This is a genomic window from Pedobacter steynii (assembly GCF_900103665.1).
GTDB classification, from domain to species: Bacteria; Bacteroidota; Bacteroidia; order Sphingobacteriales; family Sphingobacteriaceae; genus Pedobacter; species Pedobacter steynii.
The window spans coordinates 774,687-791,556 of record NZ_FNGY01000002.1 but is presented as its reverse complement, the minus strand read 5'-3'; the positions used below and the strand labels follow the sequence as shown (position 1 = coordinate 791,556).

The window sequence follows — 16,870 nt, the reverse complement described above, 5'->3', positions numbered from 1 at the left end:
AGTGACGCCTAGAATTTTTTCTACGTTTTATTGTAAAATGATGTAGACAAAGCGCATCTCCAAGCCCCTCAATGAAAAAAAAACGATAGCTTCGCTTTTGAGAATGAATCCTATCCAATTTTAATGAGCCGCGCATTTTTGCTTTTATTTTTTTTCCTTTTTCTTTCTTTTTCAGGATATTCCCAGCATCCTGTTCCCTATTCTGTTAAACATTATACCGACAATAACGGACTGCCACAAAACAGTGTAAAATCTGTTGTTAAGGATGATCTCGGTTTTTTATGGCTGGCTACTGAAGCCGGGCTGGTCAGGTTTGATGGCAGCAATTTTCTCTTATACGAAAAAGATGCAACCCATGCCTCAACGAACAGGATGTACACCATTGTAAAGGTGTTAAAAACCGGAAAGTTATATGCAGAGACGGAGTACCATGAATTCATTCCCATCTCCGGTGGTTACGCAGTTCCAAAACCTGCTCATAAAGCTTTAAAAATGGAACGTGAAGACATAGAAGTTGCCCATGAACTTCCGTTAAAAAATCCCCATTTGCAAGATTTCACGATGCAGATAGCGGCCGATGAAAATTGTACCGTTTTAAAAGACAGCCTCGTTTTTCATAAGCGCGGTAAAAATAACCGCATCGCTTTCCCACATCAAAAAGAAGGATCGTTTTTCATTTCAGGAAAACAAGTAATTTACAGCAACAATAAAGGAGCATTCACTTTGTTTAAGGATGCCATCCCCCAGCCCATTCCATTAACAGGTGATTTTGAGCAAGAAAGATCTTCAAAAAACCCGAATTTTAAGATTTATTGGGGCAACTCCACCGATCAGGCATTTTTATACTTAAATAAAACACTCTATCGGCTAGAATATAAAGACGGTAAGCTCCTTACAAAACTGATCATAAATGACTTTGACTTCGAGGAACAGCACATCAACAATGTTTATTACGATAGCATCAACAAAAGACTATTTTTAGGAAGTTTTAGCCAGGGACTATTTGTATTACAGCTTCAGCTTTTCAATACTTCAGTCCTCCATAAAAAGATGGACAACAAGGTCAGTTACGCACAATTGCCTTTTGGCGATCATACCGTCCTGTTTGCAAATGGAACGCTCCTAAACACTGATGGGATCAGTCGGCAATTGCCATTGTTTGATACCTACAGTAATAACTTTTCTCTGGCAACAGACAGGGACAAAAACATATGGACACAGAACGGTATGTCCGTTTATAAGTTAAATCCCAAAGGGAATAAATTACTTCAGACTTTTAACTTCCCGGACCAGCCAGCCTGTTTATATCTGGATCAGGATAGCGTTCTTTGGATTGGTACACGGGGAGGTATTTATACGGCACCGACAGGGCGACAGGATTCCATCCCAACACTGGTTGTCCCGCTAAAAAATGTAACCTATATCAAAAAGAAAGGTGATGAGCTCTGGATTGGAACATTCAAAGGCCTTTACAAATATCATCTGCGTAAAAAAAACCTATTTGCAGTTCCCCAAATGGCAAATGCCAATGTACGCAGTATCCTCATCAGAAATGAAGAAATATGGATCAGTACTTATGGCGACGGGTTCTATTTGTATAAAAATCACCAGCTGACTAAAATGCCGCTGGATGACCATAAATATTTAAACCATGCCCATTGTTTAATCGCGGATAAAAAAGGTTTTCTATGGATCAGCACCAACAAAGGATTGTTTCAGGTAGCTGTTAATGATTTGCTCACCGTTAGCAAAAACAACCTGGCTAAGGTCTATTATGCTTATTACGACAAAACATCGGGCTTTAAAACCGATGAATTTAATGGCGGTTGCCAGCCTTGCGGATCTGTTCTTAACAATGGCATTTTCGTGTTCCCTTCCCTGATTGGTTCTGTGTTATTTAATCCCTTAACGATTAGTCCCGAACTTCCCGACAAACCTATTTATATCGACAAAATAACGGTTGATAATACAGAAATACTTAAAAAGGATACCCTAAGCATTGGTCAGGATTTTGAAAGGCTGGAAGTGCAGGTATCTTCCCCATATTTTGGTACTGCGTATAATTTACAGTTTGAATACCGGCTATCCGCTAATGGCAGCTGGTTAAAATTAACGGAAAAGGCGATTGTATTCAGCAAACTCCAACATGGTACTTACGAGCTGTACATCAGAAAGCTGAATGGATTTAACTCCAAATTCACCTTCCGTAAGCTGACCATAATCGTCCGCCCCTACTTTTACCAGACCTGGTGGTTTTATAGCATCATCTCTGTTTTAATCGTCGCCGGTTTAATCTTCTTTATCAAAGCAAGAACCAGGTCAATTCTCCTTAAGAACGAAAGGTTGGAAAATCTGATCAGGAAGCGAACTCAGGATCTGGAAAAGAACATCATTATTTTGGAGGAATCTAAATATTTGCTGAGCGAACAAACCTCATTTCAGAAAAAATTAATTGCAGCCATTACCCATGACCTGAAGAGTCCTTTAAAATACATGATGGTTATGGGCAAGCACCTGTACAAAAACGAATCGGTAAGCGGCCCGGTCAAAGATAACCTGATGGCCATCTATACTTCTGCCAACTCCATGTACCATTTCACCGAAAACCTTTTAAATTACAGCAAGCTTTTCCATACTAAAAAACCGTCTAAAGACGATTACGTTAACTTAAACCAACTTATTGCAGAGAAGATTGAGATCTTTTCCGGGATTGCCAAATATAGCCGTACCACACTTCACAACCACATTTCATCAGACATCATTTTGTATACCAACCGGGTGATGCTTTCGGTCATTATACACAACCTGTTAGACAATGCGATTAAATTTTGTGCGGATGGCCGGATAGAATTCGGTGCCAAAAGCACGGATCAATATGTGAGTTTCTGGATTCAGGATACCGGGTATGGTATGCCCGAAGCGATCTTAAACTGGCTGAATTCGAATTCGGAAGAAAGATCAGAAGAAAACCAGGATCTCACCGATGGCCTGGGTTTAAAAATGGTAAAAGTGTTTACCGCCAAAATGGATTTGCAGTTAACGGTAAAAAGTGAGGCCGGACAGGGCACGAAGATCGAATTTAAGCTTTTAAATCATCAAAGTAGCTGTTCGTTTCCTCCAGAATAGATTTCATCAATTCAGACGCTTTGGTATGTTTGAGCACAGGTGCGATCTGACCACCCCAAAACAAGATCATATCCCATTTTTCGTTTTCCAGCGCTGCTTTTCTTAAATGCGACATGAAGGCTGTCTGGAGCGGAAAGGGCAAAAAGTCTTTTTCCCGGGAGCGCAGATCTGTTGCAATCCTGCTCGTTATTCCTCTCCCCAACCGGCCGGTGAATGCCCGCGACAGGGTCGTATATTTTGCAGCATCAGACAACAGCATCTGTTTATGAATGTCGGTGGCATTAGATTCCTCAGTGACCAGAAAAGCAGTACCAATTTGTACCGCATCTGCCCCAAGCGCCAATGCAGCGGCAACCCCTTTTCCATTTGCAATCCCTCCTGCAGCAATCACAGGTGTTTTTACTTTCTCTTTGATCAGTTGCAGCAATACAAATGTTCCAATTGTAGATGTTTCTGCCGGGGCCAGAAACGATGGCCGGTGGCCGCCAGCTTCAAATCCAGATGCGATGATCAAATCAACCCCGGCAGTTTCCAAAACAATGGCCTCGTCCAGAGTCGTTGCTGCGCCAATTGTTGCGATACCGAGTTTACGACACTGTTCAAGAATATCGGCCGACGGGCTTCCAAACATAAAACTAAAAACAGGTGGCCGTTGATGCAGGATGACTTCCACCTGGTTCTCGAACCTGCTTTTAAATGGCTCAGGCTTCCCGGGCAGCGCTATCCCCAACTCCTCAAAATAAGGCTGAAACAACTGTTGAGCCCGGTTAAACTGCTCGTCAGACACGGTGCCATCCAAGGCATCAGTATCCGACACCCATAAGTTAATATTATAGGGTTTATTCGTAGCCAGGCGGATCTTCCGGTCTACTTCAAGAATTTCCTGCGGGCTCAAAGTATAAGCCCCGTACCCGCCAAGTCCTCCCAGGTTTGATACGGTTGCAACCAACTCAACAGATGACAGGTTGCCACCGAACGGCCCTTGCAGAATAGGATATTGAATGCCTAATATTTTAGACGCTTTTGTTTGATACCACATCCGTTTAAATGTTTACATCGCTGAGCATTTTGTTAACGATCAGCCATTGATTATTAATTTTGTGAAACGACAAAAACTCATCATAGTTGAAGTCGTACATTTTAACATGAACTTTGGCAATTGCGATGCTATTGACCACCTCTATCGAGATAATCGTTCCCTTAAAAGGCTTCCCTGAATCTTTCACACTTTGCCGGTTCTTTACCACCTCAAGATACTCATTCCGGGTTTTAGCGTAAGGCGCTCCTTTTACATCCCCTAATAATAAGGCATTGGAATACATGACATGGCCTAATTTTTCTATATCACCTTCGTAGATCCCCGGAAAGTAATCGTTTTCCAGTGCTGCGGTGATTGCTAATACATCTTCTTTCATAATTAGTTCAGGTTATGACCAGCGCCCATACCGCCATCCACATTAATAATAGCGCCATTGATGAAATTGTTTTTTGCAATGGCATAAACCATTTCGGCAACATCCTCCGCTTCACCTATCCGGTTCAACAAATGCAAACCCGCACTCTGATCAGCTGAATCACCATGCATAGGTGTACGAATCACGCCTGGTGCAACCACATTTACCCTGATGTTGTTTTTACCAAATTCAGCGGCCAGTTGCAAGGTCAATGCGTGTATCGCCCCTTTCGATGCAATCGGAGCTGTTGAGGCTGCGCCAGCCAATGCATGATTCACCAATGGGGTCCCGATATTGATGATCACGCCCCCCGACTGCTTCAGCATTTGTGGCAGAATAGCCTGGGTGGTAAAAAAGGTCCCCTTCAGGTTGGTATCAAGAAAACGGTCCAGGTAAGCTTCGTCCACTTCCAGAAAGGGCTTCGTTTCATAGATACCGGCATTGTTTACCAATACATCTACACCACCAAATTTTTCAATGGCAATTGAAAGTAACTGCTCCCCGGTGGTTTTATTTTTCACATCCCCTACTACCTTTGCCAAGTTGCCTCCTGCTCCTAATTCCTGATACACTTCTTCCAGTTTTTCTGCTGTTGAAGAATTTATGATGACATTATCGCCGTTTTTCAAAAAGTGACGGGCGATTTCTTTACCGATGCCCGAAGAGGCACCAGTAACAATTATTGTTTGTGTTTTCATTTGTTTTACGCTTACTTTTTATCTGCTGTAATTCCCTTTGCCCTCAGTTCCGACACCTGTTCTCCGGCATAACCCCAGTTGTCGAGGTCATATTCCTGTATCATGACGTGGGTCAGTTGCGGATCTTTGTTTAAGACCTCAGTAATCAGGTCTGTTACCCCTTTTATCAGGGCTTGTTTTTGTGCTTTAGTAACACCTTCACGGGTTACTTCTATTTTTACAATTGGCATGGCTTTGCTGTTGATGCTAAAAAACTGATTACTCAGCTTTAGCGGTAATACCTACATTTAACTCAAAATCATTATAGATCAGGGTATCGCCCAGATTTTGGAAAAAATTCCCTGAACGGAACTTCATTCCATATTTAGTTCGATCGATGATCAGTTTACCATTGGCGGTAAACGTATCACCAGCTAAATTCAGGCTGGCCTCAAAACTTACGGGATGTGTAATGCCTTTAATGGTAAGCTCCGCATCAATATGATTTCCCGCGACGGCGGTGATGACCAGACTTGCTTCTTTAAATTGTGCTGTAGAGAAGAAATCGTCAGAGATTAAATGTCCCAGGAATTGGGCGTTGGTATCAGGATCAGTAATATCTAGTATTTTAATGGAGGTGGTATCAGCGATGAAACTACCACCGGTGATTTTACCATCAGTCAAAATGAATTGACCTTCTTTAATGGCTATTGTGCCATTATGTGCGCCCGTTACTTTTTTTCCTGTCCAGTCGATATTGCTCTGCGAAGGAACGATAGTGAATTGTTGATTTTCCATGTGATTTGTTTTTAATTACAAAACAAAGTACGGGAGGAAAAACGGTTGGATCGTGTGATCTACATCACATTTTAGGTATGATGAAGCCGGCTTAAGGTTTCCCTTGATACCCCAAGATAAGCGGCAATGAGGTTTTTAGGCACCATATTATAGAGCTCCGGATATAGGTTCAGTAATTCCTCGTATCGGAATTTGACGTTATTATTCATGAATGATAATAACCTTTTCTGACTCGCTACATATCCTTTATTGGTTCGCCAGCGAAAGAAGTGCTCTACGGAATGGATCTCCCTGCAAATTTTCTCGCGGTTTGCATTGCTAAGGCACAACACTTCTGCGTCCGAAATACAGTCCAGTGCGATGCTTGCTTTCGTATGGTTATAAAGTGCCTCAAAATCCGAGGCCCACCAGGTTGGCATCGCAAATTGCAGAATGAACATTTTTAATTCGTCGTTAATAAAAAAGGATTTCAGGCAACCGGAAATCACAAAATACTCGCAATCCACCATGCTTCCTTCGGAAATAACGACCTGTCCTTTTTTAAATTTCCGGAACTCAAAAAGGGAAAAGAAATAGTCGAACTGTTCATCTGTAAGTGCAGCGTTTTTTAAAACATGAGCCTTTAAAACTTCCTTAGCATCCATATCAATAGTCATTTCTAAAAACTTTATCAGCGTACTAAGCTGCAAAAAATAACAATAACTATATAGAAAAATCTATTAGCGGCATTATTTAAATTAAGCGCTATTTTTTTGTTTTTTGAACTGGAATAATTGAGCAATATGTTTGATAAAATTCCCCTTCAAAGCATAACGCACAATAAAAAAATTGATGGGAAAAGCCATTAAAAAAACCAATAAAGGCGCGTAAAATTTGTTGATTCCGATGTAGAGCATTCCATTTAGCAGGATAAGCTCGTTTCCTAAATTAATCAGGTGCGCTCCTAAAAATTGTATGGCACGTTTTAGCTGTGGTTTTACCTGAAAGGTGATATAGGAAGAAAGAAAATAATTGCATACGATGCTTACTGAAAAAGCTGCCAGGTAAGCTAGGTTAGGGTCCACATCAGTATAGACCAAAGAAAGGTAAATACTATAATTGACAACAGTAGCTGTGCCACCAACAAACATGAAACGAATAAAAGAATAGCTCAAAAGCTTTTCTATCCAATGTTTTATTTTATGCATCAAATCCTAAATATTTTTTAGTGGTTTGGAAAGTGCAGCCTTTGTTTTTAAGTCTGCGGATGAGTTCTTCCAATTTGTGTAATAGCTTGCTTCCTGAACAGTTACTGATATAGCCGGGAACACAAAATCTCTTGTCTGTCAATTGTTCTGAAAATTCCCAGGGGTGAAAATACAGATTCAGATGTCCGTCTTTTTTTAATGCGGAATAAGCCAGTTTTGAATAAAATCCAATAGGTATTACGTGGAAGGAAATCCAGAAAAGCGGTATTCTGAAAGGCCAGGAAACTGATGCCGGGTATTGAATCATTCCATCCTCCTTAAAAATCGTTCTGGGTTCACCTAGATTATTGTACCGGAACGGAATAAATGTAGGGTTCATGGACGAATTGTAGCGATATCCGGCAGCCAATAAAGTTTCAACCGATGTTTTTGCCAGGCGGGGCGCCCTAAAACCGATAACTGCAGTGCCTGTTATTTGCTCTAATAATGTTTTGGCCTCCTCTGGAGCAGACATGCTTCCTATTGCATGGTAAAAATCATGCGAAGCAATTTCATGCCCTAAAAGCTGTATTTGTTTAATGATTTCGGGTTTATGCCGGGCATAATTTGCCGTTACGTAAAATGTTGCCTTAGCATCATGCTTAGTCAGAAGGACTAATATAGATTCCAGTCCTTCCGTTGAAACAGACAATTGGTTGTCAAAATCAATATCGATTCCTCTTTCCATGGGAAAGTCGAACTCTTCAACATCAAACGTTAGGTTAACAATCATCTTAGACCTGCTATCTTTATAAAGTTAATGGATTCACGCATCAAAACGCCTATAGACATTCTAGACATCACGATTTCTTCCCGAAGGTCAGTTTCGACATTCATAATGGTGGTGTCACTATTCCGGGCTGCCAAAACTATGAATTCCGTATCAAAAAGAAAGTCCTTTATCTTCGTTTGCAACATAATTTTACGTGCTTTGGGCGACAGGCCTTTTAATCCACCCTGAGTGTCTGTGTTTTCCATGCGAAGGACAACCTGGTTCATTAACCTGGATCCACGCGACATCAACTTTCGCAGTGGAGTAAGCTTAGAATAATAACTGTTATTGCGCACAGCTATCACAACATCTATATTGTCGAAAGTCTTATCGATCACTTCGCACATAGATTCCAGAGAATAAGGAAAATCGATATCAGTATACACCGTATAAGCGGCATTTGATGCTGCAATACCTGCCCGAACGGCAGTACCTTTACCCCGGTTTTTGCGATTGTCAATGATTATTGCACTGGGAAAAGTAGTCCGTAAAGCCTCTTTTTCTTTTATTCCGAAATTACGCGTTGAACCATCATTAGAAACGATAAGCCTAAAGGCCTTCTTTGGATAGCAACTTTGTATATCGGCAAATCGCTGAGCCAGGGTTTCTATAAAATTTGATGGAGGATTGTAACACGGAAGTACAATATCCATATCATAATGCTGTTGCTCGTTTAAAAAAACTGACATGTTAAATAGACAAACTAGGTGTAGCGGGTGTAAAAAAAGTCTTGTAGGCAATTCTGATCCATACCATGAACATTACCCATACGTTTAGATATAAGACGTGACAAATCATGTTCATCACTGACCTCGGAACAAATAGGTCAACAGGCACAACACACAGGAAAATGAAAATTGCCCAAAAGCAAATTTTGTCTATAATGGTACGGGAGGGTTGGCTCCAATACCACAACATAAATCCCGCTAATGCAATAATATAGGTGTGTTTTTCGGCAGCGTCGCTAAATATAATGGTCCAGCCCATCAGCACAGCCAGTGCCTGTGTACGGAATTTCCAATCATTAAATTTTTTATAATTGAGAACCAGTAGTACTGCCAAAACTGCCAATGCCCCTAACTGTATGTACCTGTAATAAGGGAGTGTTTTATATAGCAGTGGTTTTATATAGTAAATAGAATCAAAGGTTTGTGTAGTATGGTGGCTGGAAAGGCTATAGAGCCATTCGTTATAGTAAGGCAAAAGCTCGCTAACGTTTAGTTTAACCAGAGGCAGGAGGAACAAAATAACACCAATAAGTAATACGTACAATGTGTTACGCCAAAATTGAGGGTAACACAATAGCAAACCTAGCTGAAAGATGCCATACACCTTTGTCATTCCCGATATCATAATTAAGAGTATCGCAAAAAAGAACTGTTTACGTTCCATCAGGCTGTATGCAAACAAGAAAATATAGGCTACCGTAATGTTATATTGAAAAGAAAGCAGGCTTTGTCCTAAAATCAATAAAGTAAACAGAAACATCTTACATTTCTGTTCTTTTGAAAAGATATCCGGAAGATTGAATATGGCTAAAAAAAAGAGACTATAATTAAACAGATTCCAGAAAAATGGCCCGAGCCAGGACGGTAAAAAGGCAAAGGGGGTATATAGAACTGAAAAAATTGGGGTGTATAAAAAGAATCGGCCATGTGAATTTACCCATTGGTCGGTATATGGACTTACCCCATTCCAAAAATCTCTTGACGCATCCGAAAATACCATAAAATTGTGATGACGACCCCTTGAAAATTCGAATAAGGTGATGATAGTAGTAATTATAACCCCTAATATATACAGGTTTTTAGGGTTATAAAGATAACCTATGGGGCCATTTATTTTCATATCTGATAGCATTCGGATGAAGGACGTGCAAAATTAAACGTCAAAGATAAATAAATATGCTACCATTTTATTTATTGTCAAATTTTAAAATTGATTTTTCCGGAAAAGAAGGCAGCCTTTTTGAATATGACTTCCGGGTGTCCTATACTGCAATAAGTTTATAAAGATTTTATTACTGACACTAGTTTGCCCTCCTGCCTGCTAATTGGGCTTCGGGTATCCATCGCATTTCACAAATGCGAACGCTTAACCTTTAATGCCAGGTAATACTGATAACAAAATTTCTTTTTCTAATACCCGTACACCCGGAGTATCACTGATTTTGATATCTGTGCCGTTTTCAAATTCCTGTATACAATCCAGCAGATTTAACTCAGTTTCGACCTCCACACGCAGGGTTACACACAAATGTATTTTCATCTTAAAATTTATAAATAACTATTACCACTCAGCACCTACTTTTAGTTATTAAGAAATTAACATGAAATGTATCCGACCCCACTCTAACCCTATGATCATAAAAAAACATTTTAAGCCTTGACCCTTTCGATCTAAACTAATCTTCTGAGAACTGTTTTGTGTTAAAAAACAACCGCACTGCAAAAGCAAAGGTTTCTGAGCAAATTGGTTGTTGAATATACCGGACCAGATAGTAAAGGGTAAATAAATATTGATCTGACTTAAACAGCCGGTCAATAAGCAGTGGTGTGTATTGAGGCGTACTGTTTTCATTGTCGCGTAGCAATTTTATAGTTTCCTGAGCCAGCGAGATCCAAAAACCAACGGTCAGCACCTGCTTACCCCAAACCCTTGTCAGTTCTTCACTATCGTCTGCGGTTTCAATAGCGGCTATTTTCAAATAAGCTAAAAAGCTGCTGAATTCTCCCGGATACAATATTTGCAGCAATTTTCCTGTTTTATTAAGTCTGATGTCTTTTTTTGCTTTCATGGGTATTAATAGTAGCGCACGACAGCCGAAAATTCTGCTAATTAATCACATTAAATGTTTTTTCCAGCCTGATATCTTCTGAAGAACTGCCGATCATCACCTTAAATTTTCCAGGTTCTACCATCCAGTTCATATTTTTATCCAGCAAAGCCAGATCATCGGGCTTAAGCACAAAATTTACGGTTTGCTTTTCACCGGGTTTTAACCTGATGCGTTCAAAACCCCGAAGATCAAAATCGTAAGTAGTCACACTGCTTACAAAATCCTTTACATAGAGTTGCACCACTTCATCGCCTGTCAGCTTACCCGTATTGGTAATATCTACAGAAACATGAATATCAGCACCGACATAAATGGCATCTTTATCCAACGTCAGGTTACTATATTCAAATTGGGTATAACTTAAACCATATCCAAAAGGATATAAGGCTCCGTTAACACTCGTCTTACCATAACCATTAGGGCCACTGGAAGGTTGCCCGGCCTGAGAAGCGGGTTTAAATGGAAAATTGTATTCAATCTGTCCGACAGATTTCGGGAAAGTAACGGACAGCTTTCCTCCCGGATTGTGATCGCCAAAAAGCGTTTCGGCAATCACTTTACCACTTTGAGGGCCTGGAAACCAGGCTTCCAAAATAGCCGGCAAATACCTGTTTTCCCAATTGATGGTCAATGGTTGTCCGTTTATTGCAACCATGATCACTGGCTTACCCGTTGCATGTAACGCCTGCAACAACTGTAGCTGTCTGCCCGGTAAACCTAGTCCTGTTCTGGACAAGCTTTCCCCAACACGTTTTTCATCTTCACCTACGACAGCAATAACAACATCGGCCAGTTTGGCCATCGATACCGCTTTTTCTATTCCGGCTTGTTCTTCAGCGGTTAAAGGACTGGCAATGATTTCGCTTTCCGGCCAGTTGGCATCTACGACATCACAGCCTTTTTCATAAGTGACCGAAGCATGGCCTTTTAGGTACTTTTTTATACCCTCAAACACAGAAGTTACTGGATTATTTGAAGGGCCGTACCGACTTGTTGCGTAGTTTTCTTCCGTTGCCAGAGGTCCTGTAACCAATACATTTTTCAATTTATTCTTATCAAGAGGCAATAAATTTCCTGTATTTTTCAACAACACCATTGCCTGCCTGTTGATCTCCATAGCAAATTCTTCCTCCTTTTGCGTATGAACGATTTTGTCGGCGGCTTTGGGGTCCCGAACATAAGGCTGATCAAAAAGCCCTAATCTGAATTTAACCCTCAATACACTGACTACCCTTTCATCCAGTGTTTTCATGGAAACATGCCCTTCTTTAACCAACTCCCTTAAGGGCAAAATATAATCATCGGGTGCTGTAAAATTGGTCCTCACATCAAGACCTGCTTCTATTGCCTGTTTAACGGCCCCTTTATAATCAGGCACTACATGATGCTTGCTGAAAATATATTCAACTGCCTCACTGTCGGAAACCACATAACCATTAAAACCAAATTTCTGGCGCAGGAGTTCAGTCAGGAAAAAGTGACTTCCCGTTATCGGTACCCCGTCCCAGTCATTATAGCTACTCATCACCCCCATCGGGGCAGCTTCCTTAATTACTTTCATGAATGGGTATAGGTACAACTGATACATTTCACGCGGCGCCACATGCGGATCAGTACGGGCATCGCCATCGCGCCCGCCTTTAGGGACACTGTAAACTGCATAATGTTTCAGCGTAGCAGCTACGCCCTGATCTTGTATGCCCAAAACCATTTGCTTCCCAAGCTCGGCAATATGAAATGGATTTTCTCCATAGCATTCCACTACCCTTCCCCATCTCGGGTCCCGGGCCGGATCTAAGATTGGGGCATAGACATTTGTATAGCCTAATGCTTTAGCTTCCCGCCCCGCTATTGCCCCTGCCTGATAAACCAATGATTTGTTCCAGGTACTTCCTATTGCTATGGGCGATGGTAAAGGAGTTGCACGGTCGTGGTTTAGCCCATGAATTCCTTCATTGGTAAAATCAACAGGAATGCCCAGACGGGTTTCCTCAATAAACCATTTTTGAACCTGATTAATTGCTGCTGCATGTTTACTAAATGGATAAGAGTAGGCAGTACTCGATTTTGGATGATATGCCAGCCCATTCAAATGCTCGTCTATATTTGCAATCCCGTCTTTCCATATTTTATTTTTCCATTCCGGCGTTGGGAGTTCATCTTTTAAAACCCGTCCATAGCCATATAAGGTTGCGGTCTGGCAGGTTTTTTCTTCCAGACTCATCAGCGACAACAGCTGCTGTACACGTTTTTCGACAGGTTGTTTCGGGTCTTCAAATAGGTCCTTCTTCCCATTTTTGTTAAAGTCTATCCAGCCTTCATGATAAATGGAACCAGATTGTGCCCAACAAAATTGGCTGGAAAGCAATGCTGCGAATAAAAAAGTTTTTTTCATGATTACCGGGTTAATGTGAACTTACTTTGCAATAAAATCTGATCTGATGAGGAGCCCAGCATCACCTGAAAGACACCTGGCTCTGTAATCCATTTTAAGTCTTTATTGTAAAAAGACAGTTTCTCTTTATTGATCACAAAACTGATCAGCTTACTTTCTCCTGGTTTCAACAGGACTTTTGCAAAATCTTTAAGTTCTTTTAACGGGCGTACAATAGAAGCAACTTCATCACGCAGGTACAATTGGGCAACCTCTTCACCTGCATACTTCCCGGTATTGGTCAGTTTAAAGCTAAGCACAACAGAATCAGCATCGGTAATTTCTGATTTACTCAGTTTTAGATCTGAATAGCTGAATTTTGTATAACTCAGGCCGTAGCCAAAAGCATAACGCGGTGTATTTTCTTCATCGATATAAACAGAAAGGTAAAGCTTGTTTTTCTGGTTCGTATAAGGCCTGCCGGTATTGGTCTGGCCATAGTAAATGGGTATTTGTCCCATAGCACGCGGAAAGGTAACCGGCAATTTAGCAGAGGGATTATAATTGCCAAAAATCACATCTGAAATGGCATTACCGGCCTCACTGCCCAACCACCAGGTATATAGAATTGCTGCTGCTTTATCAGCGATCTCATTAAAAATCATCGGACGACCAGCCATTAGGGTTACAATTATTGGCTTGCCTGTTTTTTGGATGGCTTCAAATAGCTTCACCTGGTCGCCTGGCAAATGAATGTCTGCCCTTGATTTTGATTCACCGCTCATGTCCCACGTTTCTCCAAGTGCAAGAACAACCACGTCGGCTTGCCGGGCTGTTGCTACCGCTTCTGCAATTTCGGCGTCTGTAGAACTTAAGGCAGTCCCAGCTCCGGCGAATAATAATTTTTGATTTTTGCCGACCGCAGCGGACAAACCTTCGTACAAACTAACTGTAGAAACAGTATCTGCATTGACGATCCAGCTGCCTGCCATATCACGCTTCGCTTTAGCCAAAGGGCCAATCACTGCAATTGTTTGTGCTGTTTTTGCCAGGGGTAGCAGATCGGCGTCATTTTTTAAAAGTACAATAGATTTCCTGGCCATCGCTCTGGCAATGGTTCTGTTTTTGGGATTTTTGATCACTTTTTGCTCACGCTTCTCATCAGAGAATTTATAAGGATCGTCAAACAGACCAAGCTCAAATTTTTTATATAAAATCCGCTTCACGGCATCATCTATTAAAGCAACCGCGACTTTCCCTTCCTTTACCAATTGAACTAAATGCTTGCGATAGGCACTACCTTCCATATCCATATCACTACCAGCGATAATTGCTTTTTCGGCAGCATCTTTCAGGTCATTGGCATAACCCCAGATGCTCATTTCACCTATAGAATTCCAGTCGCTTACGATAAAGCCATTATAATTCCACTTATTTTTTAAGATATCACGTTGTAAATAACTGTTTCCCGTAGCAGGAATCCCATTGAGGGTATTAAAGGAATTCATAAAAGTAGCAACGCCGGCTTCGGCTGCTGCTTTAAATGGCGGCAAATAAGTTTGCCATAATTCATGATCGCTCATTTCTACCGCCGCATAATCTCTTCCGGCAATCGCCGCACCATAGGCAGCAAAGTGTTTGGCACAAGCCATTACTGCATCTGTTCCGCCTAATTTTTCTCCCTGGAAACCTTTCACCCTCGCCCTTGCAATTAAACTCCCCAAATATGGATCTTCTCCAGCTCCTTCCATGATGCGGCCCCAGCGTGGGTCCCGGGCAATGTCTACCATTGGCGCAAATGTCCAGTGAATACCGGATGCGGCAGCCTCTTCGGCGGCAACATGTGCAGCCTGTTTAATGGCTCCTAAATCCCAGGACGCGGCTTCGGCCAGTGGAATTGGAAACGTAACCTCATATCCATGAATGACATCCAGGCCAAATAACAACGGAATCTTTAAGCGACTTTTTAAGGCCATCGCCTGAACTTCCCTGGTATTCTTTACCCCTTTTACATTTAGCATGGAACCCACCCAGCCGTTTACGATCTCGGTTTGCAGGTCATTCTTTTTTTCGCTTGCAGGGCCTGTTAATGCTTTTCCTGTATATTGATTTAGCTGACCTACTTTTTCTTCAATCGTCATCTGCTTTAAAAGCTGATCTACTTTTTGACTAATGGCGGGATCTGTTTTCTGAGCAAAAGTCGATACACTGCATAGAAAGAGGAAAAACACCAGTGTAGGATAAATGAGGTTACGGTTCATTATAAAATATAATTGTAAATGTTAATAAGAAGATGGGATATCCAGGTACAGGCCATCGTAAAAAGTAAAAAATGCAGGCTTTTTAGCATAGTTCAAATCAAATAAACAAGCCGCATCTACCTGTGTGTTGCCGCTGTAAGTCAGCCAGGAATCTTCATCCCCAACATTCCATAAGGTAATGCCCCAACGCTGATTTGCCGGAACATACTTGCGGTATAGCATGGCCACGTCTTTGTATTTCTGCTTTTGAATATCCAGCACCGCAGTAGAAAATGGCAATCCTGGTTTATTCAGGCTCAGATCCAGTTCAGATACATGGACTAGCAGCCCCGTAGATTTCATTTTGATCAATGCTGTTTTCACATTTGCCATAGAAGTATTCACATTGATGTGGAACTGCATGCCTATCCCATCTATGATGGGTTTTCCGTTTACCTTAATTTCCTTTAAAGCCATGACCAGCTTATAAATAGAATCCAGCTTTTTTGCGGAGTAGTCGTGCCCGTAATCATTATAAAAGAGTTTCAATCCGGTATCCCCTCTTGCCTCCGCAGCTTGCCGTGCATAGGTAAAAGCCTTTTCTACATAAGATTTACCTATCGTCCGGTACCAGATGCTTCCTTTATCCTCATTATTAACGAGCTCCTTTGCGGCCCGGTAATTGCCATTATCATCAAATACTTCGTTTACGACATCCCATGATTTCATCAGTGGTGTCCCCGCATTGTCTTTATAGATCGAAGAAGGGTTATCATAATTGGCGATCACATTTTTAATGTGCCTGCTCATGATAGAGTCCATCTTTTGAGCTCTTGTAATTCCCCCGGGCAAACTTGCCGTTTCCCAGTTCTTTACCCATTGGGGCAAACCCCTGTGCCATAAAAGGGTATGTCCGTGAATGCGCTTTTTTCCAAAATTGAGTGCCAGGTTTTCAATCGTCTTGTCAGAGAAATTAAAGTTTCCTTCCTGGGGTTGCAGACTGGTCATTTTCATGGCATTCTCAGCCGTCAAACTATTATAGTGTGTTTTAACGAGCTCGCGGTAGCTCCCCTCCTGCCCTAATAAATTGATGTTCACCCCGGCACCGATCATCACATTTGGATTCGCAGACTGCAGCACTTTTCCGGTGTCGGCCAACATTTCGGCCTGATTTTTTTCATTCCGGTTACGATCAGCAGCGGCTAAAGGTCCTTTAGCACAGCTGAGGTATAGAAAACCAGGTAATAACAAATAAGCTATATAATTTTTCATCAGTATATCATTTGATTTTTATCGGTTATGAAGCTATCATAAGCATAGTCATTGCTTTTTGTAAGCGGTATGCTTATGATGGTTTCATCGGA

16 protein-coding genes are annotated in these 16,870 nt (G+C 41.4%); 1 reads left to right on the top strand and 15 read right to left on the bottom strand.

What is annotated here, in order from left to right; genetic code table 11:
* The first annotated feature begins 123 nt into the window (after positions 1-123).
* Complete coding sequence (locus BLQ87_RS07480; RefSeq protein WP_074605493.1) at positions 124-3,126, top strand: ligand-binding sensor domain-containing protein; 3,003 nt, start codon at positions 124-126, stop codon at positions 3,124-3,126.
* On the opposite strand, the gene BLQ87_RS07475 is transcribed toward BLQ87_RS07480, so the two are convergent.
* From BLQ87_RS07475 to BLQ87_RS07410, 15 genes are all read right to left on the bottom strand, one after another.
* Positions 3,080-4,165, bottom strand: coding sequence for an NAD(P)H-dependent flavin oxidoreductase (locus tag BLQ87_RS07475; RefSeq protein WP_074605492.1), 1,086 nt, complete (start codon positions 4,163-4,165; stop codon positions 3,080-3,082). The two genes, BLQ87_RS07480 and BLQ87_RS07475, sit on opposite strands and share 47 nt — an antisense overlap.
* A gap of 4 nt (positions 4,166-4,169) precedes the next feature.
* Positions 4,170-4,541, bottom strand: a complete 372-nt coding sequence (locus tag BLQ87_RS07470) for a nuclear transport factor 2 family protein (protein WP_074605491.1) — start codon at positions 4,539-4,541, stop codon at positions 4,170-4,172.
* A gap of 2 nt (positions 4,542-4,543) precedes the next feature.
* Positions 4,544-5,278 (bottom strand): SDR family NAD(P)-dependent oxidoreductase, encoded by a 735-nt coding sequence (locus BLQ87_RS07465; protein WP_074605490.1) that lies wholly within the window; start codon positions 5,276-5,278, stop codon positions 4,544-4,546.
* A gap of 11 nt (positions 5,279-5,289) precedes the next feature.
* Complete coding sequence (locus BLQ87_RS07460; protein ID WP_074605489.1) at positions 5,290-5,508, bottom strand: tautomerase family protein; 219 nt, start codon at positions 5,506-5,508, stop codon at positions 5,290-5,292.
* A 28-nt stretch (positions 5,509-5,536) separates the two neighbouring features.
* Positions 5,537-6,055 (bottom strand): YceI family protein, encoded by a 519-nt coding sequence (locus tag BLQ87_RS07455; protein ID WP_074605488.1) that lies wholly within the window; start codon positions 6,053-6,055, stop codon positions 5,537-5,539.
* Between the two features lie 71 nt (positions 6,056-6,126).
* Complete coding sequence (locus tag BLQ87_RS07450) at positions 6,127-6,711, bottom strand: Crp/Fnr family transcriptional regulator (RefSeq protein WP_245723809.1); 585 nt, start codon at positions 6,709-6,711, stop codon at positions 6,127-6,129.
* Between the two features lie 81 nt (positions 6,712-6,792).
* Positions 6,793-7,242, bottom strand: coding sequence for a GtrA family protein (locus BLQ87_RS07445; RefSeq protein ID WP_074605487.1), 450 nt, complete (start codon positions 7,240-7,242; stop codon positions 6,793-6,795).
* Complete coding sequence (locus BLQ87_RS07440) at positions 7,235-8,014, bottom strand: polysaccharide deacetylase family protein (protein WP_074605486.1); 780 nt, start codon at positions 8,012-8,014, stop codon at positions 7,235-7,237. Before BLQ87_RS07440 ends, BLQ87_RS07445 begins: the two co-directional genes overlap by 8 nt.
* Positions 8,011-8,742, bottom strand: a complete 732-nt coding sequence (locus BLQ87_RS07435) for a glycosyltransferase family 2 protein (RefSeq protein WP_074605485.1) — start codon at positions 8,740-8,742, stop codon at positions 8,011-8,013. Before BLQ87_RS07435 ends, BLQ87_RS07440 begins: the two co-directional genes overlap by 4 nt.
* 1 nt (position 8,743) lies before the next feature.
* Positions 8,744-9,781 (bottom strand): glycosyltransferase family 87 protein, encoded by a 1,038-nt coding sequence (locus tag BLQ87_RS07430; protein WP_216857778.1) that lies wholly within the window; start codon positions 9,779-9,781, stop codon positions 8,744-8,746.
* A 366-nt stretch (positions 9,782-10,147) separates the two neighbouring features.
* Complete coding sequence (locus tag BLQ87_RS33715) at positions 10,148-10,321, bottom strand: hypothetical protein (protein ID WP_172664822.1); 174 nt, start codon at positions 10,319-10,321, stop codon at positions 10,148-10,150.
* A 136-nt stretch (positions 10,322-10,457) separates the two neighbouring features.
* A complete protein-coding gene (locus tag BLQ87_RS07425; protein WP_074605484.1) occupies positions 10,458-10,850 on the bottom strand; it encodes a hypothetical protein in 393 nt (130 codons plus the stop codon).
* 37 nt (positions 10,851-10,887) lie between these two features.
* Positions 10,888-13,287, bottom strand: a complete 2,400-nt coding sequence (locus BLQ87_RS07420) for a glycoside hydrolase family 3 N-terminal domain-containing protein (protein ID WP_074605483.1) — start codon at positions 13,285-13,287, stop codon at positions 10,888-10,890.
* 2 nt (positions 13,288-13,289) lie between these two features.
* On the bottom strand, positions 13,290-15,527 hold the full coding sequence (locus BLQ87_RS07415; protein WP_074605482.1) for a glycoside hydrolase family 3 N-terminal domain-containing protein: 2,238 nt from the start codon (positions 15,525-15,527) through the stop codon (positions 13,290-13,292).
* Between the two features lie 21 nt (positions 15,528-15,548).
* On the bottom strand, positions 15,549-16,778 hold the full coding sequence (locus BLQ87_RS07410; protein WP_074605481.1) for an endo-1,4-beta-xylanase: 1,230 nt from the start codon (positions 16,776-16,778) through the stop codon (positions 15,549-15,551).
* Positions 16,779-16,870: the final 92 nt, after the last annotated feature.

Excerpts from the sequence above, each read along its gene's own strand:
- BLQ87_RS07420 (WP_074605483.1), bottom strand. The coding sequence starts at position 13,287 with ATGAAAAAAACTTTTTTATTCGCAGCATTGCTTTCCAGCCAATTTTGT.
- BLQ87_RS07460 (WP_074605489.1), bottom strand. The coding sequence starts at position 5,508 with ATGCCAATTGTAAAAATAGAAGTAACCCGTGAAGGTGTTACTAAAGCA.
- BLQ87_RS07435 (WP_074605485.1), bottom strand. The coding sequence starts at position 8,742 with ATGTCAGTTTTTTTAAACGAGCAACAGCATTATGATATGGATATTGTA.
- BLQ87_RS07465 (WP_074605490.1), bottom strand. The coding sequence starts at position 5,278 with ATGAAAACACAAACAATAATTGTTACTGGTGCCTCTTCGGGCATCGGT.
- BLQ87_RS07440 (WP_074605486.1), bottom strand. The coding sequence starts at position 8,014 with ATGATTGTTAACCTAACGTTTGATGTTGAAGAGTTCGACTTTCCCATG.
- BLQ87_RS07415 (WP_074605482.1), bottom strand. The coding sequence starts at position 15,527 with ATGAACCGTAACCTCATTTATCCTACACTGGTGTTTTTCCTCTTTCTA.
- BLQ87_RS07425 (WP_074605484.1), bottom strand. The coding sequence starts at position 10,850 with ATGAAAGCAAAAAAAGACATCAGACTTAATAAAACAGGAAAATTGCTG.
- BLQ87_RS07455 (WP_074605488.1), bottom strand. The coding sequence starts at position 6,055 with ATGGAAAATCAACAATTCACTATCGTTCCTTCGCAGAGCAATATCGAC.
- BLQ87_RS07410 (WP_074605481.1), bottom strand. The coding sequence starts at position 16,778 with ATGAAAAATTATATAGCTTATTTGTTATTACCTGGTTTTCTATACCTC.
- BLQ87_RS33715 (WP_172664822.1), bottom strand. The coding sequence starts at position 10,321 with ATGAAAATACATTTGTGTGTAACCCTGCGTGTGGAGGTCGAAACTGAG.
- BLQ87_RS07475 (WP_074605492.1), bottom strand. The coding sequence starts at position 4,165 with ATGTGGTATCAAACAAAAGCGTCTAAAATATTAGGCATTCAATATCCT.
- BLQ87_RS07445 (WP_074605487.1), bottom strand. The coding sequence starts at position 7,242 with ATGCATAAAATAAAACATTGGATAGAAAAGCTTTTGAGCTATTCTTTT.
- BLQ87_RS07470 (WP_074605491.1), bottom strand. The coding sequence starts at position 4,541 with ATGAAAGAAGATGTATTAGCAATCACCGCAGCACTGGAAAACGATTAC.
- BLQ87_RS07450 (WP_245723809.1), bottom strand. The coding sequence starts at position 6,711 with ATGACTATTGATATGGATGCTAAGGAAGTTTTAAAGGCTCATGTTTTA.
- BLQ87_RS07430 (WP_216857778.1), bottom strand. The coding sequence starts at position 9,781 with ATGGTATTTTCGGATGCGTCAAGAGATTTTTGGAATGGGGTAAGTCCA.
- BLQ87_RS07480 (WP_074605493.1), top strand. The coding sequence starts at position 124 with ATGAGCCGCGCATTTTTGCTTTTATTTTTTTTCCTTTTTCTTTCTTTT.